The organism is Streptosporangium sp. NPDC000509 (genome assembly GCF_042898365.1).
GTDB lineage: Bacteria > Actinomycetota > Actinomycetes > Streptosporangiales > Streptosporangiaceae > Streptosporangium.
The window spans coordinates 86,595-107,173 of record NZ_JBIAYX010000026.1; the positions used below are offsets into that span (position 1 = coordinate 86,595).

At 70.1% G+C, this 20,579-nt stretch carries 15 protein-coding genes and 3 pseudogenes; 11 read left to right on the plus strand and 7 right to left on the minus strand.

Annotation, left to right across the window (positions count from 1 at the left end; all coding sequences use genetic code 11):
• Positions 1-438 precede the first annotated feature (438 nt).
• From ACFY3D_RS35515 to ACFY3D_RS35530, 4 genes and pseudogenes are all read left to right on the plus strand, one after another.
• On the plus strand, positions 439-930 hold the full coding sequence (locus ACFY3D_RS35515; protein WP_389988106.1) for a sensor histidine kinase: 492 nt from the start codon (positions 439-441) through the stop codon (positions 928-930).
• Positions 927-1,580, plus strand: coding sequence for a response regulator (locus ACFY3D_RS35520; protein WP_389988109.1), 654 nt, complete (start codon positions 927-929; stop codon positions 1,578-1,580). Before ACFY3D_RS35515 ends, ACFY3D_RS35520 begins: the two co-directional genes overlap by 4 nt.
• A gap of 86 nt (positions 1,581-1,666) precedes the next feature.
• Positions 1,667-2,470, plus strand: a pseudogene (locus tag ACFY3D_RS35525) (ATP-binding cassette domain-containing protein); the annotation flags it as partial.
• Between the two features lie 231 nt (positions 2,471-2,701).
• Positions 2,702-3,139 (plus strand): annotated as a pseudogene (locus ACFY3D_RS35530) (recombinase family protein); the annotation flags it as partial.
• A 141-nt stretch (positions 3,140-3,280) separates the two neighbouring features.
• Here ACFY3D_RS35530 and ACFY3D_RS35535 read toward each other — a convergent pair.
• On the minus strand, positions 3,281-3,913 hold the full coding sequence (locus ACFY3D_RS35535; protein WP_389988112.1) for a TetR/AcrR family transcriptional regulator: 633 nt from the start codon (positions 3,911-3,913) through the stop codon (positions 3,281-3,283).
• Positions 3,914-4,057: 144 nt separating this feature from the next.
• Here ACFY3D_RS35535 and ACFY3D_RS35540 point away from each other — a divergent pair, with 144 nt between their 5' ends.
• Positions 4,058-4,846, plus strand: a complete 789-nt coding sequence (locus tag ACFY3D_RS35540) for an SDR family NAD(P)-dependent oxidoreductase (protein WP_389988115.1) — start codon at positions 4,058-4,060, stop codon at positions 4,844-4,846.
• A gap of 860 nt (positions 4,847-5,706) precedes the next feature.
• Positions 5,707-6,225 carry a hypothetical protein gene (locus tag ACFY3D_RS35545; RefSeq protein WP_389988118.1) on the plus strand — a complete coding sequence of 173 codons (519 nt, stop codon included), beginning with the start codon at positions 5,707-5,709 and terminating at the stop codon, positions 6,223-6,225.
• A gap of 611 nt (positions 6,226-6,836) precedes the next feature.
• Here the strand turns inward: ACFY3D_RS35545 and ACFY3D_RS35550 are convergent.
• Positions 6,837-7,205, minus strand: coding sequence for a hypothetical protein (locus tag ACFY3D_RS35550; protein ID WP_389988121.1), 369 nt, complete (start codon positions 7,203-7,205; stop codon positions 6,837-6,839).
• Positions 7,206-7,931: 726 nt separating this feature from the next.
• Positions 7,932-8,213, minus strand: a pseudogene (locus ACFY3D_RS35555) (transposase); the annotation flags it as partial.
• A gap of 429 nt (positions 8,214-8,642) precedes the next feature.
• Between ACFY3D_RS35555 and ACFY3D_RS35560 the strand changes: the two are divergent.
• Positions 8,643-9,302, plus strand: a complete 660-nt coding sequence (locus ACFY3D_RS35560) for a TetR/AcrR family transcriptional regulator C-terminal domain-containing protein (protein ID WP_389988124.1) — start codon at positions 8,643-8,645, stop codon at positions 9,300-9,302.
• Positions 9,303-9,317: 15 nt separating this feature from the next.
• Here the strand turns inward: ACFY3D_RS35560 and ACFY3D_RS35565 are convergent, their stop codons facing one another.
• A complete protein-coding gene (locus ACFY3D_RS35565; protein WP_389988127.1) occupies positions 9,318-9,977 on the minus strand; it encodes a TetR/AcrR family transcriptional regulator in 660 nt (219 codons plus the stop codon).
• A 153-nt stretch (positions 9,978-10,130) separates the two neighbouring features.
• On the opposite strand from ACFY3D_RS35565, the gene ACFY3D_RS35570 reads away from it, so the two are divergent.
• Positions 10,131-11,546: a DHA2 family efflux MFS transporter permease subunit gene (locus ACFY3D_RS35570; protein WP_389988130.1), complete on the plus strand. Its 1,416-nt coding sequence runs from the start codon at positions 10,131-10,133 to the stop codon at positions 11,544-11,546.
• 73 nt (positions 11,547-11,619) lie between these two features.
• Here ACFY3D_RS35570 and ACFY3D_RS35575 read toward each other — a convergent pair whose 3' ends face one another.
• Complete coding sequence (locus ACFY3D_RS35575) at positions 11,620-12,831, minus strand: acyltransferase family protein (protein WP_389988133.1); 1,212 nt, start codon at positions 12,829-12,831, stop codon at positions 11,620-11,622.
• Positions 12,828-15,734: a condensation domain-containing protein gene (locus ACFY3D_RS35580; protein ID WP_389988135.1), complete on the minus strand. Its 2,907-nt coding sequence runs from the start codon at positions 15,732-15,734 to the stop codon at positions 12,828-12,830. Before ACFY3D_RS35580 ends, ACFY3D_RS35575 begins: the two co-directional genes overlap by 4 nt.
• A 115-nt stretch (positions 15,735-15,849) precedes the next feature.
• On the opposite strand from ACFY3D_RS35580, the gene ACFY3D_RS35585 reads away from it, so the two are divergent.
• The 3 genes from ACFY3D_RS35585 (at position 15,850) to ACFY3D_RS35595 (ending at position 18,229) form a co-directional block, all read left to right on the plus strand.
• Positions 15,850-16,614: an SDR family NAD(P)-dependent oxidoreductase gene (locus ACFY3D_RS35585; RefSeq protein ID WP_389988138.1), complete on the plus strand. Its 765-nt coding sequence runs from the start codon at positions 15,850-15,852 to the stop codon at positions 16,612-16,614.
• Between the two features lie 164 nt (positions 16,615-16,778).
• Positions 16,779-17,219, plus strand: coding sequence for a VOC family protein (locus ACFY3D_RS35590; protein WP_350949423.1), 441 nt, complete (start codon positions 16,779-16,781; stop codon positions 17,217-17,219).
• Positions 17,216-18,229, plus strand: a complete 1,014-nt coding sequence (locus ACFY3D_RS35595) for a class I SAM-dependent methyltransferase (protein WP_350949424.1) — start codon at positions 17,216-17,218, stop codon at positions 18,227-18,229. Before ACFY3D_RS35590 ends, ACFY3D_RS35595 begins: the two co-directional genes overlap by 4 nt.
• 94 nt (positions 18,230-18,323) lie before the next feature.
• Here ACFY3D_RS35595 and katG read toward each other — a convergent pair whose 3' ends face one another.
• A complete protein-coding gene (gene katG, locus ACFY3D_RS35600) occupies positions 18,324-20,555 on the minus strand; it encodes a catalase/peroxidase HPI (RefSeq protein ID WP_389988141.1) in 2,232 nt (743 codons plus the stop codon).
• Between the last annotated feature and the right edge of the window lie 24 nt (positions 20,556-20,579).

Consider the following 20,579-nt stretch of genomic DNA (forward strand, 5'->3'; position numbering starts at 1 on the left):
GCACGGCTGACCGCCCACAACCTTCGCCTCCGCCGTACGAGGAACCGCGCCTCTGGGAGCAGGCTCCCAGAGTGGAATCCTTCGGCAGGCCGCGGAAAGCCGGAGTGCGGGAGGTGAGACTTGGAGACATGGTCATTGAAGCTGCGGAAGCCGCACTGCCCCTCCACACCGCGGCTCTGTCACCTGGTGCACCGACCACTCCGGCCGGCTCGCACGAGTGCGCGAGTGCGAGCGCGCGCTGCGACGGCGGCATCGACTCCTCGCCCGGCGCCTTCGGCTAGGCCGTGGACCTCTTCGGGCATGAGTCGGCGGCCGCCCCCGCTGTCGGACAGGATCCACCCGGGATCTCCTTGATGGTCGCGGATGGTCGCGGACTCAGCACAGACGCCGTGCCGTCGCCCGGGCTCACGGCGAAGTAACGTGACTTAAGGTTTCAGCGTGCGCGTGGCACGAACCTTCATGGAGATCGCGCGTTTCCTCAGACGTCCCCGGGTCTTCGATACGACGCTGGTGATCGTGCTCTTTCTCCCTGCGCTCCTGAGCATGGCCTTCGTACTCCTGCGCACGGCCCCCTTGACGGTCCAGGACGAGACACGGCTCATGGTGGCCGCCAGACTGACGGTGACCGGCGAGCCCGTCGAGCTGCCCGCCGCCGTGGACCACGCCGTCTACCGGATCGTCCAGGAGGCGCTGACCAACACCCGCAAGCACGCCGTCAGCGCCAGGACCGACGTTCGGCTGACCTACGAGCCGGCAGCGGTAGAGGTCGAGGTGCTCGACGACGGCCTGGCGGAAGAGGCCGGCACCCCGGGATTCGGACTCAGCGGCATGGCCGAGCGGGTGGCGTTGTGCGGCGGTCGGTTGTCCACGGGCCCGCGCCCAGAGGGCGGTTTCCGGGTGTACGCCCGCATCCCCCTGGAGAGATCATGATCAGAGTTCTGCTGGCCGACGACCACGAGCTGGTGCGCATGGGCTTCAGGCTGATGCTGGACGCCCAGCCCGACCTGAGCGTGGTCGGCGAGGCCGCCGACGGCGCGGAGGCGGTGGAGCTGAGCAGGAGACTCCGGCCGGACGTGGTGCTCATGGACCTGCACATGCCCGGCCTGGACGGCGTGCGCGCCACCGAGCTGATCACCGCGGAGCTGCCCGGCGTTCGGGTGCTCGCGCTGAGCACGTTCGACCTGGACGAGAACGTGGTCGCGGCGCTGAGGGCCGGCGCCAACGGCTTCCTGCCCAAGGACGTCTCCACCGAGGAACTGATCGAGGGCGTACGTGTGGTGCACTGCGGAGAGTCGGCCGTCGCGCCGCGCCTGCTGACCAGGCTCATCGGCAGGTTCGTCCGTTCCTCGCGCCCGAGGGCGGTGCCCGTCGAACTGATCGGGCTGACCAACAGGGAGCGGGAGATCCTCGTGCTGATCGCCCGTGGCCGCTCGAATCCGGAGATCGCCGCCGACCTGTCCGTATCCCCGTCGACCGTCAAGAACCACGTGACGAGCCTGTTCGCCAAGATCGGCGCCAGGGATCGGGCGCAGGCCGTGATCGTCGCGTACGAGGCGGCATTGATCCAACCCGGAGAGTAGGACCAGAATCCCAAGGGCCTCCCTCTGGAACCGTTCTCGGGCATGAAGAAACCGGCCGTCCGCGACGGCACGCTGGGATCATGACCGTGATTCGCGCAATGAACCTGAGTAAGCGCTATGGCGGCACCACCGCGGTGGCGGACCTGTCGTTCGAGGTCAAGCCCGGTCAGGTGACCGGGTTCCTGGGTCCGAACGGGGCCGGAAAGTCCACGACCATGCGGATGATCCTCGGGCTCGACCACCCGTCCGGCGGTTCGGCGCTCGTGGACGGACGCCCCTACCGCGAGCTGCGACATCCGCTGCGCAAGGTCGGCGCGCTGCTTGACGCCAAGGCCGTGCACGGCGGGCGCAGCGCGCGCGACCACCTGCTGGCCATCGCCCAGAGCAACGGTATCCCCGCGAGCCGGGTGAACGCGGTGCTGGAGACCACCGGCCTACGGGAGGTGTCCAGGCGGCGGGTCGGCGGTTTCTCGCTGGGCATGTCGCAACGGCTCGGCATCGCGGCGGCGCTGCTCGGCGATCCGGAGATCCTGATTTTCGACGAGCCCGTCAACGGCCTCGACCTCGACGGCATCCTGTGGATCCGTACGCTCATGCGCGAGCTGGCCGCCGAAGGACGCACGGTGTTCGTCTCCAGCCACCTCATGAGCGAGATGGCCCAGACCGCCGACCACCTGATCGTGATCGGCAGGGGCAGGCTCATCGCCGACATGGGCGTGCAGGAGTTCATCGGGCGCAGTTCGCAGGGGTATGTGCGGGTGCGCTCGCCCCGGCTGGCCGAGGTGGCCGAGTTGATCAAGGTGGGCGAGCCGCACCCGGACCACCTGCGGGTGACCACGATGAGCACGCTCGAGATCGGCACGATAACCGCGCGGGCCGCCATCCCACTTGGCTTGACTTCGCCCCACCTGGAGCGCGGCACCGGGGAAGGGGTGGGGTCCGGCCTGTGGTCTCGGGGCTGTCGCCCCCGAACCCCTGCCCCGCGAGGACCTCGCCCGCCCGGCGGGCGCGCTGGCGAGCGAGATGAAGGGGCGGATAAGACCCTCGCCCCGGATCATAAGCTCAAGCACCGACGCAACGGCCGCTGGCCGCGTGGCTGGCGACTAAACGACGAACTCACCGTGCTCGTTCTGGCCGACCGCGGGCCGGGCAAGAAGTGGACGCAGCGCCCGGAGGTCGCCGCGTCGGCACCGGAGACGAGCGGGCTACCGATCCGAATCGGCTACGCGCGGTGCTCCACCGCCACGCAGGAACTGCAAGGTCAGCTCGACGCGCTCGCGGCGGCGCACTGCACGCGGGTGTTCTCCGAGAAGATCAGCACCCGCATCAAGATCCACTCCGAACTGGAGAAGGCGCTCACCTTCGCCCATGAGATCAAGACCGCCGCACCGGACCAGCCGGTCATCCTGACCGTGCACGAGATGAAACGCCTCGCCCGCAACGCCGCCGAGTTGATGACGCTGTCCGCGCAGCCGCAAGGCGGCGGTGTGCAGCTGGAGTTGCTGAGTGGGCCGCTGACCGGGATCTACGACCCTCACGGCATGGGCTCCATGCTCTTCGCCGCCGCCGCCCAGCTCGACCGCCGCATCGCTCTACCGGGCCCTCGCCGACAAAGACGCCTGACCAGGTCCTACGCGCCTCCACGGCCCGTTTCTTGTCCGGACTGCGGATCACACCAGAACGGCTACCTGACGCGAAGATCAGGGCAGCTCTTTTTCCTCCGGAAGCTCAACGTGTGGCCGGTCGCCGCCCAGTGCGGCCAGTACGGTCCGGTAGGTCAGGTCGGCCCGTGCGCCCACCCTGCCCGCCGCGGCGCTCAGCATCGGTGAGTTCGTCGGCAGCTGTGCTGCTTCGTGGACGACGGCCAGGTAGACGGCGCAGCACCACGCCGTATCGGTGGCGGTGATTTCACCGGCTTCGCGCAACCGCCTGAACAGCAGTTCGAGCCCGGCCGTGACCTCGGGGCTCAGGGGTGTCATCTTGGTGGCCGGGTCGACGGTGAGTTCCATGATTGCCCGGTTGTCGATTTTGAGTTCGAAGAGCAGCTCGGTCAGCCGGTACAGCGCCGCGACGGGCGGCGCCGTCGCCACTCGCGCCTGGTCGAGCCCGCGCAGGTAGCGCTCGTTGAGCAGGCCGGTCAGCGCCTCCAGCAGCGCCTTGCGGGACGAGAATCGGCGGTGGACGGTGGCGCGCGCGAGCCCCGCGGCGTCGGCGATCCGCTCCAGTGTGGCGGTCGCGTCGACGGCGAGCACCTCCTCGGCGGCCGCCAGGATCCGCGCCGTGCTGCGCTCCGCGTCCGCCCGTAAGCGCCGCGGTTCGGCGTCTGCGCCCATACGGAACTCCTCCGTCCAGCTCGGCTCATTTGAAGACGTCCCACGTCAGATTACATCCGAAGCGCGAACGTCTCGACTTCTCATTTAACTGATACTTAGATGTAGCATTTATGGGGTCAAGTCAGACGTAAAGGGAGCACCACCATGGATCTGGATCTTGCGGGCAAGCGCGTCCTCGTCACCGGGGCGAGCAGGGGCATCGGACTGGCGACGGTCGAGGCGTTCGTCGCCGAAGGCGCCGAAGTCATCGCCGTGTCGCGGAAGAGCACTCCTGAACTCGAAGCCACCGGCGCGACGTTCGTGTCCGCCGACCTGCTCGACGCCGCCGCGCCGCAGCGGGTGCTCGACACTGTGCTCGCGGGCGACCCACGCCTCGACGTGCTCGTCAACAACGCCGGCGGTGGCGAAGCGGCCGACGCCGACCTCATCGACCCCATCGGCGGTTCCAGCACGGCGTGGGGTGACATTCTCGCGCTGAACCTCGGCGCCGCCGTGGAGATGACCCGGGCCGCGTTGCCGGCCCTGTCGCGGGCGCGGGGCGCGATCGTGAACATCAGCTCGGGTTCCGCGCGCGACCCGCGCGGGGTGCCGCTGTCCTACGCCGCGGCCAAGGCCGCACTGAACGCGTTCTCCCGCGGACTGGCGGAAAAGATGGGGGACACGGGCGTCCGGGTCAACGTCGTCACACCCGGCGCCACCCGGACCGCGATTCTGACGAGCCCGGACGGCTACGTGGGGAAGCTGTCGGCGAGCATGGGCATTGACCAGGAGACGGTGCTCGCGGCCATGCTTGAGCAGTCGGGAATGGTGACCGGCAAGCTGATCGAGCCCGTTGAGATCGCCCGGGCGGTGCTCCTGCTGGCGTCGCCGACGATGCCCAGCGCGGTGGGCTCCAACTGGATCGTCGACGGTGGCACTCTTAAGACGCCGTAAAAGTCTGGCCGACGTGGAATGCGTGCGGTGCGAGCAGTTCGGCGCGGTCGAGGTGTCGCGGGAGGCTTTCGGGGGCGGAGCGAGGATCGCGGCGTGGGCCTGCGAGCGCGGAATGAGCCGGGTTGCGGTCCGCGCCCGTTCCGACCCGCCGCCTCTGTCAGCCGGCAGTCGCCGCCGCTACGCGGTGAAGTCTCCGTCCAGGGCACCCGGCTCGGCGGACGCGCCGGCCGGTTGGCTCGCGGCGAGGCCGGTGTTTCGCCAACGCCTGGGAGGCGTCCCGTGGTGCCGTTTGAAGGCTGCGGCGAAGGAGAATTCCGAAGCGTAGCCCAACGTGTGGCTACGTCACTGACTTCGAGAGCCAGATGTCGACGACTTCGAGAGCCACTCGGCGATCTTCCTCGCTCAGAAATGTCGGCGAGATTGGGAGCCGGCCACTACTGCCCGCAGTGGTCGGCGGACGTGGTCGAGGCCGACGTGCTCGACGTGACCCGACAGACCATGACGGCCCCTCGCTCGGGTCCGTGCTACCAGCCGCAAAGTAACGCTGTGCAACTACGGCCTTCGAGGAGGCTGAGTGCAGAAATTAGCGGTAGCGACCTGGGGCTTCTTCGCCTGTTAATGATCCGTGATGGCCCCGAAACTCCTACAGCCCGGCCAGCCGCCGGTCATGATCAGTGGGTGCGGCGGCAGCTCCTCACGGTTCAGTTTCGGCTTCGGTGAGGGATAGATCACCACAACGCAAGTAACTTACAGTAATCAAGCGACTACTATTCGTGTTGACCGTGGTGATCCAGATCATTCATACAGCGGTCCCCAGGCCCCCTTCCCGGGGGCGTGACAGCGAAAGGAACCACTCTGCCATGACCACACGACTCTCCCTGCGCCGTCGGCTACTGGGCCGCACCGCCGCCGCGGCCTGCCTGATCCTGCTCGCCCTGCCGCTGCCCGCCAACGCCGCAGCCGACCCGATCATCCCCGGCGACTCCTACTACCTGCACGCCCACACCAGCTACGGAACGCGCGGCACCACCTACCAGAGCTGGCTGGGCTCGGACTATGTCCTGCTCACAAACAACACCGGCGATAGCGGAGCAGCCTGGGTGTTCGACAAGGACGGCGAGAACTACCGCATCAGGCAATCGCCTGGGTACGGCGCCTGGTGCATCCGCGGCAACGACATCAAGCTCACCGATTGGCGAACCTGCTCCACACGCTGGACACTCATCCCCGCCCCAGACGGAACCTGGTACATCGGGGTGGCCAACACCCCCTTCAAAGTCACCAACGTAATCGCTGATAGCGGTTCGTGGCTGGTGATCTACACGCGCGAGAACGGCTACCGCGAGTTCACCCGCTTCACCTTCACCCGCGCCATCTAACCGCCCAGCCCGCACAGCGGCACCCCTGGGTCCTCTCCCCCTCTCCCCCTCTCCCTGGAGGCCGGGTGCTCGGGTCCGTGTCACCAGGGACAGAGTAGGGCGTTGCCGCAGGCCACAGCGGGTGACGGCTACGGCTCCCCACCCGGGTTTCGGTCCGGGCATTCGGGGATGAGTCCGGCGCTCGCTGCCCTGATAACGACGGCGGGCACGCGTTTCCGCAGGTCGCGTTGCTCGCTAACGGCTCTTATGTCAACCCGCCCGGGAGCTCCCGGTTACTTACAGCTACTTTGCGTCTGGTGACACGGACCCGAGCGCCGGGCCATGACCGGCGAGCCGGAGACCTGCCGCTCCGCTCCGGCCACGAGTCAACGAGGAAAGGCGCAGGTCTGACACCGCCGAACACCTCGGCCGAGGTGGCTCCCAATCTCATCGACACGAGACCACGCTCCAGCGAGATGGCTCTCCGCTCGCGAACATGTGGCTCCGGATCTCACCCACAAAGCCAAACGTGGCAACCGAATCACCGCGATGTTCCGGTCCACCTCATTGGACACGCTCACGCCACCATTCTTGATCAAGGTGTGTGAGAAGTACCGGCCGGGATCAACCGATCAGGTCAAACACCTCGGCGTGTCGCCCCGTAGTCCGGTCAATGGGTCCGGCGTATTCGGTTCCTGACACGACCCGGCCCTGACCGGCGACATCACGAGCTCATTGCCCGTTTCGCTCGTATCCCGGCTGGCCCCCTGGCGGGCCCGTTCGATCTCGGCGATCGCCTCGGTGAGTTCCTGCTCGGTGGTATCGATGCGCCGCTGAGCCTCGGTGCGTGCGGCCTCCAGGCGCTGAGCGGCCTCGGCGCGCACCTGCTCCAGCGCGTTCGCGCGTTCCCGGTCGATTTCTTCCCACCACCCCGCGGAGCCGGGGCCGCCTGTCGCATCGATGATCTGTCCCCGGCTCAAGGCCGGACCCGTGCCCGGCATGTGGCAAGACAAACCATACTGCCCGGTGAGCTGCGCCCACCAAGCAGCGACCAGGGGCCCGGTCTCAGACGGGGTCAGGCTTTGACGGCCTGCTGGGCCTTAGTACGGGCCAGCACTCGGATTCCCATACCTTGTTGCCAGGAGTCCCGGCGGACCTGATGCCGGGTGGGGCCAGTTCAGAGCGCCCTAACCATGGGCCGGTGTCGGCAATAGACGGTTTCCCGACAGGGCGCTCATCTGGCCCCGAGAAACGTGCATAGGGGGACAAAACACCACGGTTGGCGGGGCTTTTCGGGTTCCGATTGACGACAGGATTTTCCGACAGGTAGAACGGGCTTCGTCCTTACTGAGGAGCGCCGGTGCGGATCGTCTACTCCCGCTCGTCCACCGCAACCCAGTCCCTGCTGCGGCAGCGGCACATCCTCACCGAGGCCGGGCTGCTGGTCCGGACCGAGGGTGTGGCCGAGGGGTTCCACCCGGCTCCGGGGGTGCGGCTAAGGCTCAGGCCGCACGGTTCTTCGCCGAGTCAGGACATGTCGATCCCAGGCGTGGCGAGAAGGCCACGAGCTCGTTGTAGGTTTTGTCGTTCTGCAGGCAGTGGAACAGGCAGCCGAGCATCCGGTTGAAGGTGTTGCGCAGCGCGCTGGAGTGCCGGTCGCCCTCGGCGCGCCGGTGGTCGTAATGGGCTCTGGGGCCGGGCGCTCGTAGGGAGGCGAAGGACCACACGTAGCCGACGGCGGCCAGCGGATTGATCGCATACACCATGCGGCCGGTGGCGCGCAGGCAGGAGACCAGCAGGCCGCGACTGGTCTCGATCGCCACCGGAATCAGGGCGTCGGGGTGGTCGCCGTGCTCGGCCAGCAACTCGACCAGGACCCGCCAGCCGTTGGCGTCGTCGCTGATGCGCCGCTTGGTCAGCAGCGTGCCGGTCTCGTCGATCAAGGCGACGTCGTGGTGTTTCTCGCTCCAGTCGATTCCGCATGTCACCGTCATCGGCGCCTCCTTCATCCGTTGTTGGCCCAGGTGGACCGCGCGGGGCACGCCATGCCCTAATGAGAGAGCTCAGGCGGCTCGACATCCGATCAGCGGTTCGTGGCCCCAGCCGGCCGCAGGCCCGCGCTCTGCGCAAGGGCTCGGACGGCCCTGGTGATGGGAGCGGTGTCTCCTGCGGCTGGCTCACGTCACGATCATCGCGGGCGAATGCAACCGATGGGTGGTGACCGAGAGGGGCCGAGGCGCACGGCCTTAGCAGGGGACTCACGGTCCGGTATCAACAAAGGCGTTCACTCGGTCCCTCTCGGCCACCACCCGCTGGGTGGCTCACCAGATCACGTACGGCCTGCAGAGGAGCCACGCTCCGATAGGCACATAGACGTCAATCAGGAGAGCCGGATCCAGGACTCGCGAGCCCCTTGGGAAGTCATTAGGTGTCAACCGATGGGAGAGAGCAAACGAGGAGCCGGCCTGACCCGGCAGACGGTGATCGATACGGCGCTGCGGCTTCTCGACGAGGTCGGTCTGGACGGGCTCACGGTGCGCAGGCTCGCCTCGGAGCTGGGCGTCCAGTCACCCGCCCTGTACTGGCACCTGCGCAACAAGCAGGAGTTGTTCGACGGGATGGCCGACGCGATCGTCCTGGCGGCGGGGATGGGCCCGCCCCGCGACGACGAGTCCTGGCAGGACTGGCTCGCCCGCCGGGCCCGCGCGTACCGCGACTCCCTGCTCGCCCACCGCGACGGCGCCCGCCTCGTCTCCAACGCCGCGAACCTGAGCCCGGAGACGGTGAGGATGTTCGACGAGGAGCTGACCGCCATGGTCGGCCGGGGCTTCACCCCGGTCCTGGCGCTGCGTACGATCACCGCCCTCACCCGTTACGTCAACGGGTACGTCCTCCAGGAGCAGAGCGAGCGCCGGGAACACTCGGACGCCCCGGCGGACCGGCTCGCGGCGCTGGGCGGACTGCTCGACGGGGGCATGGAGGCCACCCTGATCGCGGCGCTCCGCGAGAGCGGCGGCTCGTTCGGCGAGGACGCCTTCGAACACGGCCTCCAAGCGCTGATCGACGGCACGGCCACCGCCCTGGCCCGCACGACCTGAACCGCACTCGCCCGGCTAGACGGCGTCCGGGCCGAAGGCTCGCAGGAATGTGTGGACGGCGGCGGCGGCCACGCTCCGCAGTTCGGCGTCGGTGACCTCGCGGGTGCCGAGCCGGGACCGTGCCTCCATCGGGCCGGTGAGCAGTGCGCTGAACTGTTCGGCGGCACGGGCCGGGTCGGTCGCGCGCAGGCGGCCGGCGAGCGTGAGCCTGGCCAGCCGGTCGGCCAGGGCTCGGGCGACGCGCTCGGCCGCGTGCCCCTGGACGATGTCGAGCAGGTCGGGAAACTGGTTGAGCTCGGCCGCGAGGAGTCGCCGCAGCGCCCAGGAGCGGTCGTCGCAGTAACAGCGGAGCAGGCTGTGACCGACCTCCTCCAGCATCGCGCGCGGCTCGCCACCGTCGTCGGTGAGCCGCTCCAGCGCGGCCATGTTCCTGGCCAGCGCCCTGTCGGCCTGAGCGGTGATCGCCTGACGGAGCAGGGTCTCCTTGTCGCCGAAGTGGTTGTACACGGTGGCCTTGGCGACACCCGCCTCGGCGGCGATCACATCCACCCCGGCCTGGGCGTATCCCTGGCGGGCGAACACGGTGAACGCGGCGTCCAGGATCGCCTGCCGCTTGTCGATGCGTCCGCGCGCGGGGGCGAGATCCCGCCCGGCCGAGGTTCCCGCTCCGTTCATGGGCCGCATCCTAGCGCGCCGATCACCCGACCAGACTCGTGAGTCCAGCTGTCTGGACGTGATTGACTAAGGCTGATCGGTCTCTTAATTTATACTCGCTGGTCTAGTTCGCCGCGCCCCGACCATCGAAACCGCCGAGTCGAAGGACACCGCATGACACGACCCCAGGACGACAGGCTCGATCCGGCGCTGCTGCGGCTGATCGGCGTGATCCTGCTCGGCGGACTGCTGGGCATCCTCAACAGCACGATGGCCGCCGTCGCCACCGACACCCTGGCCAGGGCCTTCGACACCTCGCTGAGCACGATCGGCTGGGCCTCCACCGGCTTCCTGCTCGCCGTCACCGCGACCATCCCCTTCACCACCTGGGCCGTGGACCGGTTCGGGGGCAGGCGGCTGTGGCTGTGGGGCCTGGCCCTGTTCCTGGCCGGATCCCTCGCCTCCGGGCTGGCCTGGAACGTCGGCAGCCTGATCGTCTTCCGTGTCGTCCAGGGCGTCGGCGCGGGCGTCCTCGACCCGCTCGTCCTGATCCTGCTGGCCCGCGCCGCAGGTCCCCACCGCGCCGGGCGCGTGATGGGCCTGATGGGCGTGGTCCTCTCCCTCGGTCCCGTCCTCGGTCCCGTCCTGGGCGGGGTCATCCTTCAAGGGCTGCCGTGGCGCTGGATGTTCCTGCTCAGCGTGCCCGTCGGCCTCGTCGCCCTGCTGCTCGCCCTGCGCGTGCTACCCGCGGATCCACCGCTCGGGCGGCAGCGGTCGCGGGTCCGGCTCGACGTCCTCGGCCTGGCCCTGCTCGGTCCGGGGTTCGCCGCTCTCGTCCTGGCCCTCTCCCAGACGGCCGAGCAGGGCGCCTTCACCGCCTGGCAGGCGCTCACCCCTCTGGCCACAGGCGTCGTCCTGCTCGCCGCCTACACGATCCACGCGCTCCGCGTCCGGCGTACCCCGCCCCTGATCGACCCGCGGCTGTTCGCGGGCCGGGGCTTCGCGGCGAGCGTCACCATCATGGGCCTCGGCGGGCTCGCGAACTTCGCCGCCCTGTTCGCGCTGCCGCTGTACCACCAGCAGGCGCACGGGCACGGCGCGCTCGCCGCCGGGTTGCTGATGGCGCCGGTGGGCCTCGGCGGCGCCGTCAGCATGCCCCTGGCCGGACGGCTCTCGGACCGGATCGGCGCGCGCGGGCCGGCCTGTGCCGGGGCGCTCGTGGCCGCCCTCGGCGCACTGGTCCTCACCCGGGTCGGAGCGCAGACCCCCGAGGTGTGGCCCGCGCTGGCCGCCTTCACCATGGGCCTGGGGATGGGCTTCTTCAGCGCGGCCACGATGGGATCGCTGTACCGGACGTTGCCCGCCCCGCTGGTGGCGCAGGGCAGCTCGGTGCTCTACATGCTCAACCAGCTCGGCGCCGCGATCGGCGTCGCCGTCGTCACGCTCATCCTGCAGACCGCGGACGACCTGATCACCGGCTTCCACGGCGTCTTCCTGTTCGCCTTCGCCATGATCGTGGTCGTCCTCGCCGCCGTCCCGCTCCTGCCCCGCCGCGAGGACGCCCCTCTCCGCGTCGACGTCCCGGTGTGACCTGCCGACGGCCCCGCGAACGGGCCGTCATGGGCAGGCCCGCAGACGCGGGACGGCGGTGTGCTCCCTCGCGTCACATCGAGGGTTCCGCACCCGGTGCCGGGGTGGCGGCCTTGGGCTCGCGGCGCAGCATGGCCCGCAGCCGCTTCTCGATCGGATACTCGTACAGCCGGTACAGCCCCCACGACAGCAGCACGCTGACGACCAGCCCCACCAGCGCGTACGGCAGGTGCGCCCAGGTGGGCTCGGGGAAGTCGTAGAGCGACTGCCGCCCGAACGCGTGCTTGGCGAGGGGGAAGAGCACCAGGAAGTGGACGAGGTAGAAGGCGTAGGACCACTGGCCGAGCGCCACCAGCGGGCGTGAGCTGAGCAGGCTGCGCCGCCCGGCCAGGTCGTTGGTCGCCGCCGCCGCGATGAGCAGCGCGAACACCACGATGCTGCCCCGGTTGGCGGTCTCGGCCAGCGCGGTCTGCCACACGCCGGACCAGGACCACGCCCACAGCAGCGCGAAGTAGCCGACCGTGATCGCGGTCGCCGTGCGCAACCCGATCGGGCTGCGCCAGCCCCGGCGCACGGCGGCGGCGATCACGATGCCCAGCACGAACTCGCTGACCCGGGAGATCGGCGAGTGGGTGGCGAAGTAGTACAGGTCGGAGGTGAACCAGTTCTCGGCGGTGAGCTGCGGGTTGGCCAGCCAGAGCCACACGCGCGTGCCGATGCTGATCGCGATGAGCACGGCGGCGATCATCACCATCTGACGCAGCGTGCGCCGCACGATCGGGCGCACCACGAACGGGAAGACCGCGTAGAAGAACGCCTCGCACGACAGCGACCAGGAGACGGTGTGCGGCACGGCGTCGCTCTGGAACGACGCGGGGAACCACGCCTGCACCATGAGCAGTGTCGCGACCGTCCACCACACCAGCGCCGTGCCGCCCTCGGTGGGCCAGAGCTGGCCCCCGACGAGCAGCGCGACCGCCGCGACGGTGGTGATGAGGAGCGAGGGCCAGATCCTGGCGAAGCGGCGCCAGTAGAACTTCGGCGCGGTGTCCCTGTCGAAGAACGTCCAGGTGAGGACATAGCCGGACAGGACGAAGAAGAACGTCACCCCGGCCGTGCCGAGGACGAACAGCTCGTTGAGGTAGGGCAGGGGCAGCAGGATCGCGACGTGGCTGAAGAACACGCCGAACGCGGCGAACCACCGCAGCCCGGTGAGCGACTCCAGCCGCGTCCTCGGCGGCCCCTCGATCGTGTCCGGTGACGGCTTGGCGGCTACCGAGGTCATGACGCCGCCTCCTCTCCCGCGAGGCCGGCTTGCGCGCGGCGCTCGTCGAGGAGCGCCGCCTGTTCGCGGACGGTCGCGTGACGCAGCAGGTCGGGCAGCTCCACCTCGACGCCGAACGCCACCTCGTAGCGCAGGCTCAGCCTGGCCAGGGTGAGCGAGTGGCCGCCGAGGTCGAGGAAGCCGTCGGAGGCTCCGATCTCCTCCACGCCGAGCAGCTCGCGCCAGATCCCGGCGACGGTCTCCTCGGTGCCGCCTTCGATCGGCACGTGCCCGCCCTCTTCGCCGGGGGCCTCGGGGCTGGGCAGCTCCTCATGGGCGATGTGGCCCTCGGCGGTCCTGGGCAGGAAGTCCAGGACGGTGACGGAGCCGGGGAGCTGGTATTCGGGCAGGTGGGCGGTGAGCTCGGTGAGGTCGATCCCCTCCCCCGCCACGTACGCGGCGAGCCGGTCGTGGCGCACGTCGACGGCGGCCTCGGCGACGCCGGGGCGCCCCGCCAGGGAGCGGGCCAGCTCGTCGGTGTCCACCCGGAATCCGCCGACGGTGAACATCCGGTCGAAGCGGCCGAGCAGTTCCAGCGAGCCGTCGGGGAGAACGCGGCCGCGGTCGCCGGTGGCGGTGCCGCCGACGTGGATCTCGCCGGGAACGCCGACGGCACCGGGGCGCCCGGTCCGGTCGGCGACCTCGATCGGCGTACCGGCGAGGGCCTCGCCGAGCAGGACGCCCCTGCGGGGTTCCGCGAGCGGGTCGACCCGGTGGGCCGCGGCCCAGTGCTCGCCGTACAGGGTCCAGGTGGGGATCGCGGCGGCCAGTTCCCGCGCGAGGGCGGGCGGGGTGGTGGCCGCGTCGCAGAGCGCGGTGAACGGGCGGTCGGCGGGCAGGCCCTCACGGAGCATCAGCCGCCACGCGGCGGACGGGGCGTGCACCACGGTGGCGTCCGCGACCAGGCCCCTCAGCCGTCCGGCGTCGCGGGCGGCCTCGGGGGGCGCGGTCACCAGGTGCGCGCCGTGCAGGAGTGCGAGCAGCACGGCGTCGGCGAACGCGCCGGACGTGGGCGGGGCGAAGGTGAGCACGGTGTCGGCGACGCCCAGGCCGATCCGCGAGGCGAGGTCGGCGATCGGCGCGGCGCCCGCGCCCTCCGTACGGCCGTCGAGGACGTCCGCCTTGAGGTGGGCGTATCGCCAAACGGCCGGGTCGGGGCTGTCGGCGGCCGGGGGGCCTGCTCCCCTGCGTACGGCGGGCGCGAGGTTCTCGGCGCGGGCGTCGAGCTCGGCGTAGGTCAGCGTGACGGCGGAGGGGGCGCCCGTGGAAGACGTGCCCGTGGCGGTGCCTGTGTAGGTGCTCGTGGAGGTGCCGGTGGAAGGAGTGCCCGCGTGGGTGGTGACGGCGGGCGCGTCGGGGGTGAGCCGCACCCGCTCGGCGAGGACGGCGGCCGGTCCCTCGGCGCCGCCGGTCCCCGATTCCGCGGGCCGGGGTGCGGGGGGAAGGGAGAGGTCACCGACCGGCAGGTCCGGGTGGGCGCAGGCTCCGGCGACCAGGAGCTCGAACTGCTCGGCGAGGACCTCGACCGTGGCGGGGTCGAACAGGTCGTCGTTGTAGCCCCACAGGCCGGCCATGCCGTCGCCGTCGACGCTGAAGTCCACCATCAGGTCGAAGTGCGACACCTCGACGTCGGGGACGAACTCCGAGGCCCGCACGCCCGGCAGGCTCAGGAAGACGCCGTCGTTGTCGCGCACCCCGAGCCCCGCCTGGAACAGCGGCGTGTGGCTCTGGGGCCGCTGCGGGTGCAGCTCGCGCACCAGTTCCTCGAAGGGCATCTCCTCGTGGTCGTGTCCCTCGACGGAGGCGTGACGCACGCGGCGCAGCAGTTCGCGGAAGGTGGGCTCCCCGCGCAGGTCGAGGCGCAGGCAGATGATGTTGATGAAGCATCCGACGAGCGCTTCGAGTTCGGGCCGGATGCGCCCGGCGGCGGGTACGGCGGTGACGATGTCGGCCTGGCCCGCGTAGCGCGACAGCAGCACGCCGTAGGCGGCGAGCAGCACGGTGAACGGGGTGGTGCCCTCCTCACGTGCCACCGCGCGCACGGAGGCGACGACGTCGCCCGGCAGCCGGGAGCGGTGGAAGCGGCCCGCGCGGCGCCGGTGCGGCGGCCGGGGCCGGTCGGAGGGCAGGTCGAGCAGGCGGGGTACGCCGTCCAGGGTGCGCCGCCAGTAGTCGACCAGGCGCGAGCGCACGTCCTCGGTGCGCAGCCGTTCGCGCTGCCAGAGGGAGAAGTCGGTGTACTGCAGGTCCAGGTCCGGCAGGCTCATCGGTTCGCCGGAGCCGGTACCGGTCGCCCCGCCGACGGCCCCGGTGTAGAGGGCCTCGACCTCGCGCCCGACGATCCCGAAGGACGGGTCGTCGAAGACGATGTGGTGGAAGGTGAGCACGAGCACGTGGTCGTCGGGGCCCAGCCGCAGCAGCAGCGCCCGCCAGAGCGGCCCGTGGCGCAGGTCGAACGGGGCGAGGATGTCGTCGGCGGCCATCCGCGCGGCCTCGGCCTCGGCGTCCGGCTCGTCACCCAGGTCGACGGAGCGCAGCACGCTCGCGGGCGCGTCACCGACGCGCTGCACGGGCATGCCGTCGACCTCCGCGACGGTGGAGCGCAGGATCTCGTGCCGCCTGATCACCTCGCACAGCGCCCGGTCGAGGGCTTGGGCGTCAAGGGGGCCGCGCAGCCGCAGCGTGGCGGGCACGTGGTAGAACCCGAAACCCGGATTGAACATCTCGCCGAACCAGATGCGCTCCTGGGTGGAGGAGACCGGCACCCCCGAATCGGGCACGGCGTGTCGCGGGATGCGATCTCGCTCGCGCCTGCGGCGGGCGATCAGGTCGTGCACATTGTCCGCGCTCTTGGAAATCGTCATGTGAATGGTGTCCTCACGTCTGTGGGGTGCAGCGTGAATGCAGAATTTTGCGTCAGGATATGTCTTGATAAGCGAGAGCATTTACCCTCTATTGCGAAAAGGCGGCGAAGCGGATATGGAGCTGCAGGGTGTGACGGCGCTGGTCTCCGGGGGCGGCGGAGGGCTCGGCGCCGCCACCGCGCGCGAGCTCGCCAAGGCCGGAGCGCACGTGGTCGTGGCCGACCTGGAGGCCGCCGCGGCGGGCCCGGTGGCCGACGAGGTGGGCGGCACGTTCGCGGAGACCGACGTGACCGACGCGGGCTCGGTCGAGCGCGCCGTGCGGACGGCCGCCGAGGTCGCGGGACCGCTGCGGGTGGCGGTGAGCTGCGCGGGAATCGCGCCCGCCGCCCGTACGGTCGGGCTGGACGGCCGCCCGCACGACCTGGAGACCTTCGAGCGGGCGCTCGCGGTCAACGTGGTCGGCACCTTCAACGTGATGCGTCTGGCCGCCGCCGCGATGGCCGCGACCGAACCGCTGGAGGACGGCGAGCGTGGCGTGGTCGTCAACACCTCCTCGGCCGCCGCCGAGGACGGCCAGGCGGGCCAGGTCGCCTACGCCGCCTCCAAGGGCGCGGTCGCGGCGCTCACCCTGCCGGCCGCCCGCGACCTCGCCTCCGTCGGCGTGCGGGTGTGCGCGCTGTCACCGGGCCTGTTCGACACCCCGCTGCTCGCGGCGATCCCGCCGGAGTTCCGGCGCCCGCTGCTGCGGCAGATCGCCTTCCCGCCCCGGCCGGGAACCCCCGCGGAGTTCGCACGAGCGGTCCGCGCCGTATGCGAACTGGGTTACCTCAACGCCGCCGTCGTCCGCCTGGACGGCGGCCTGCGCCTGCCGAACACCTGAGGGAACTCGCCGTACGTTCGGGAGCGGAACACCAGGAAAGGACCTTGGGACGTTTGGAGGTGGAACACCGGAGCAGAACACCGATCCCGTGAACGCCGACACGTCTCGCCGGCGGGATGCGGGGTAGCGTCCCGTTACGTTTCCATGGTCGTCGATCGAAGGAGATGAGGAAATTGCTCACCCCACCCGACGGAATGCCGAGAATCACCCCCGTCATCTTCTACTCCGATGTCGAGAAAGCCATCGAATGGCTCATCGAGGCGTTCGGATTCGAAAAGCGCAAGGTGTTGAACGACGACGACGGGTCCGTCGTCCACGCCGAGCTGTCGTTCGGCGAGGGGGTCGTGCAGCTCGCCGGAACGGGTGACGGCCGCAAGCACGAGCCGCAGGGCGAGGGCGAGCTGCGCCAGAGCCTGTACGTGTTCGTGGACGACGTGGACGAGCACTACGAGCGCGCGAAGGCCGCGGGAGCGGTGATCCGCGACAAGCCGGACACGCGTTTCTACGGTGACCGCAACTACACCACCGAGGACCTGGAGGGCCATCACTGGGTCTTCGCCCGCAGGGTCGAGGAGATCCCGTACGAGGAGATCGACACCCCATGAGCGCCGTCGAGCAGGTCAGGGAGCTGTACGAACGCTACCCGTGCCCGTCGCTGACCGTCGGCGACGACCTGATCCTGGACCTGGCGCTCGGCATCGGTATGGTCGCCAGGGACAAGACCCTGGCGGGCAAGCGGGTGCTGGACGCCGGGTGCGGCACCGGGCACCAGCTGCTCGGGCTCGCCTCGCAGTATCCCCGGGCGCACTTCACCGGCATGGACCTGTCGCAGTCGTCACTCGACGTCGCCGAGGAGCTGCGCGAACGCAACGGGCTGACCAACGTGGAGCTGGTGCGCGGCGCCATCGGCGGGGAGGGGTTCGAGGGCCCCTACGACCTGATCGTGATGACCGGGGTGCTGCACTGCCTGGACGACCCCCGCGCGGGCCTGGCCTGGCTCGCCGAGCGGCTGTCGCCCGGCGGGCTGATGTACCTGTGGCTGTTCCACAGCTTCGGCGAGCACCAGCGGCTGATCGACCGCGAGCTGGTGCGGCTGCTGTCGGGCGGCGACACCGGCGAGGAGGGTCTGTCGGTGGTGCACCGGCTGGGGTTCGGCCGCTCCGCGGGCCGCTACGGTACGGGCACCGCACCCGGCGCCGACCCACGCGACCAGGACGTGCTGGACGCCGACGCCTACCTGCACCCGGTCATGCGCACCCACCGCTTCGGTGACGCGGCCCGCCTGTTCGAGGGCCTCGACGGGATCGGCTGGGTCGCGCTGAACGGCGTCAACTGGGACGGCGGCGGCAAGATCCTGGACCTGGGCCGTCGCCACCCCGCCTCACCGGTGTTCCTGTCGGACGCCGACCTGTTCGACGACGAGGAGCTGCTCGCCCGCTACGCGGCGCTGCCCGTCGCCGAACGGGCCGCGGTGATGGAGCTGCGGCTCGCGCCGACCGGCTTCACCGTCGTGGCCGGCACCCCGGAGGCGGAGAGGCTGTGCGAGTCCAGGATCTCGGGCAACGTGCTCCTGCGGAACCGGACGGCCGCTCCCGGCGGGACCGGCGACCGGTGATGACCGTGACATCCTGCCGGACGTGCGTCCGGCAGGTGAAAGGCGCGTCCGGGCCGACCGGCGTGGGCCGGCCCGGACGCGCCGAACAACTCACTCAGGCGAGGTCGAACCGGTCGAGGTTCATCACCTTGACCCACGCGGCGACGAAGTCCTTCACGAACTTCTCCTTCGCGTCGTCGCTCGCGTAGACCTCCGCGAGCGCGCGCAGCTCGGAGTTCGACCCGAAGACGAGGTCGGCGCGGCTGCCGGTCCACTTGACCTCGCCCGTGGCGAGGTCGCGGCCCTCGAACGTGCTCTCGTCCTCCGACGTCGCCTTCCACCTCGTGCCCAGGTCGAGCAGGTTGACGAAGAAGTCGTTGGTCAGAACCCCGGGGGTCGTGGTGAGGACGCCGAGCGAGGACTGCCCGTGGTTGGCGCCCAGGACGCGCAGGCCACCGACGAGGACCGTCATCTCGGGGGCGCTCAGGGTGAGCAGGTTCGCCCGGTCGATCAGAAGGTACTCGGCGGGCAAGCGGTTGCCCTTGCCGAGGTAGTTGCGGAACCCGTCGGAGGTCGGCTCGAGCGCGGCGAACGACTCCACGTCGGTCTGCTCCTGCGAGGCGTCCACCCGGCCCGGCGTGAAGGGGACCTCGATGTCGAAGCCCGCGTCCTTGGCGGCCCGCTCGACGGCGGCGCTGCCGGCGAGCACGATCAGGTCGGCGATCGAGACCTGCTTGCCCCCGCTCCGCACGGCGTTGAACGCCTCCTGGATCTCCTCCAGGGCGCGCAGCACGGTGGCCAGCTGGTCGGGGTCGTTCACCTCCCACCCCTTCTGCGGCTCGAGGCGGACGCGTGCGCCGTTGGCGCCGCCGCGCTTGTCGCTGCCGCGGAAGGAGAAGGCCGACGCCCACGCGGCCGACACCAGCTGGGAGACCGGCAGGCCGGAGGCGAGGATCTTGCTCTTGAGGAAGGCGACGTCATCGGCGTCGATCGGCTGGTACGTCGCGGTGGGCAGGGGGTCCTGCCACAGCAGCGTCTCGGACGGGACCTCCGGGCCGAGGTAGCGCACGACCGGGCCCATGTCGCGGTGGGTCAGCTTGAACCACGCCCGGGCGAAGGCGTCCGCGAACGCGGCGGGGTTCTCCAGGAAGCGCCGCGAGATCTGGTCGTAGACCGGGTCCACCCGCAGCGCGAGGTCGGTCGTGAGCATCGTCGGGGCGTGGCTCTTCGACGGGTCGTGGGCGTCGGGGACCGTACCGGCACCGGCGCCGTCCTTGGGCTTCCACTGGTGCGCGCCCGCGGGGCTCTTGCTCAGCTCCCACTCGTAGCCGTAGAGGATCTCGAAGAAGCTGTTGTCCCACGTCACCGGGGTGTTCGTCCACGCACCCTCGAGACCGCTGGTGATCGTGTCGCCACCCTTGCCGGTGCCGTAGGTGTTGTTCCAGCCCAGGCCCTGCTCCTCGATCGAGGCGGCCTCCGGGTCGGCGCCGACGTGGTCGGCCGGGCCCGCGCCGTGGGTCTTGCCGAAGGTGTGACCGCCCGCGATCAGGGCGACCGTCTCCTCGTCGTTCATCGCCATCCTGCGGAACGTCTCGCGGATGTCGCGGGCCGAGGCGAGCGGGTCCGGGTTGCCGTTCGGGCCCTCGGGGTTGACGTAGATGAGACCCATCTGGACCGCGCCGAGGGGGCTTTCGAGCTCCCGGTCACCGGTGTAGCGCTGGTCGTCGAGCCAGGTGGTCTCCGGACCCCAGTAGACGTCCTCCTCGGGCTCCCAGACGTCCGCGCGACCGCCGGCGAAACCGAAGGTCTCGAAGCCCATCGACTCCAGGGCGACGTTGCCGGACAGGACCAGGAGGTCGGCCCACGAGAGCGCCTGGCCGTACTTCTTCTTGACCGGCCACAGCAGGCGGCGGGCCTTGTCGAGGTTGGCGTTGTCCGGCCAGCTGTTGAGGGGGGCGAAACGCTGCTGACCGGCACCGGCGCCGCCGCGGCCGTCGCTGATCCGGTAGGTGCCCGCGCTGTGCCAGGCCATCCGGATGATGAACGGGCCGTAGTTACCGTAGTCGGCCGGCCACCAGTCCTGCGAGGTGGTGAGCACCTGCGCGATGTCCCGCTTCACGGCCGCGAGGTCGAGGGACTTGAACGCCTCGGCGTAGTCGAACTCCTCGCCGAGAGGGTTGGCCACCGCGGGGTTCTTCGCGAGGATCTTCAGGTTGAGCCGCTCCGACCACCACTGGCGGTTTCCGCCGCCCTGAGTCGGGTGCGGGGCGCGCTCGTGCGCGACCGGGCAGCCACCTTCGCCCTCCGCCTTCGCGTCCGTGACGATTGCATCGTGGTTCTCAGACATGGAATCCTTCTGGATCTTCTGTTT

Coding starts and splice junctions, on each gene's coding strand:
- ACFY3D_RS35520 (WP_389988109.1), top strand. CDS start 927: ATGATCAGAGTTCTGCTGGCCGACGACCACGAGCTGGTGCGCATGGGC.
- ACFY3D_RS35535 (WP_389988112.1), bottom strand. CDS start 3,913: ATGGGCGCAGACGCCGAACCGCGGCGCTTACGGGCGGACGCGGAGCGC.
- ACFY3D_RS35540 (WP_389988115.1), top strand. CDS start 4,058: ATGGATCTGGATCTTGCGGGCAAGCGCGTCCTCGTCACCGGGGCGAGC.
- ACFY3D_RS35545 (WP_389988118.1), top strand. CDS start 5,707: ATGACCACACGACTCTCCCTGCGCCGTCGGCTACTGGGCCGCACCGCC.
- ACFY3D_RS35550 (WP_389988121.1), bottom strand. CDS start 7,205: ATGCCGGGCACGGGTCCGGCCTTGAGCCGGGGACAGATCATCGATGCG.
- ACFY3D_RS35560 (WP_389988124.1), top strand. CDS start 8,643: ATGGGAGAGAGCAAACGAGGAGCCGGCCTGACCCGGCAGACGGTGATC.
- ACFY3D_RS35565 (WP_389988127.1), bottom strand. CDS start 9,977: ATGAACGGAGCGGGAACCTCGGCCGGGCGGGATCTCGCCCCCGCGCGC.
- ACFY3D_RS35570 (WP_389988130.1), top strand. CDS start 10,131: ATGACACGACCCCAGGACGACAGGCTCGATCCGGCGCTGCTGCGGCTG.
- ACFY3D_RS35575 (WP_389988133.1), bottom strand. CDS start 12,831: ATGACCTCGGTAGCCGCCAAGCCGTCACCGGACACGATCGAGGGGCCG.
- ACFY3D_RS35580 (WP_389988135.1), bottom strand. CDS start 15,734: ATGACGATTTCCAAGAGCGCGGACAATGTGCACGACCTGATCGCCCGC.
- ACFY3D_RS35585 (WP_389988138.1), top strand. CDS start 15,850: ATGGAGCTGCAGGGTGTGACGGCGCTGGTCTCCGGGGGCGGCGGAGGG.
- ACFY3D_RS35590 (WP_350949423.1), top strand. CDS start 16,779: ATGAGGAAATTGCTCACCCCACCCGACGGAATGCCGAGAATCACCCCC.
- ACFY3D_RS35595 (WP_350949424.1), top strand. CDS start 17,216: ATGAGCGCCGTCGAGCAGGTCAGGGAGCTGTACGAACGCTACCCGTGC.
- katG (WP_389988141.1), bottom strand. CDS start 20,555: ATGTCTGAGAACCACGATGCAATCGTCACGGACGCGAAGGCGGAGGGC.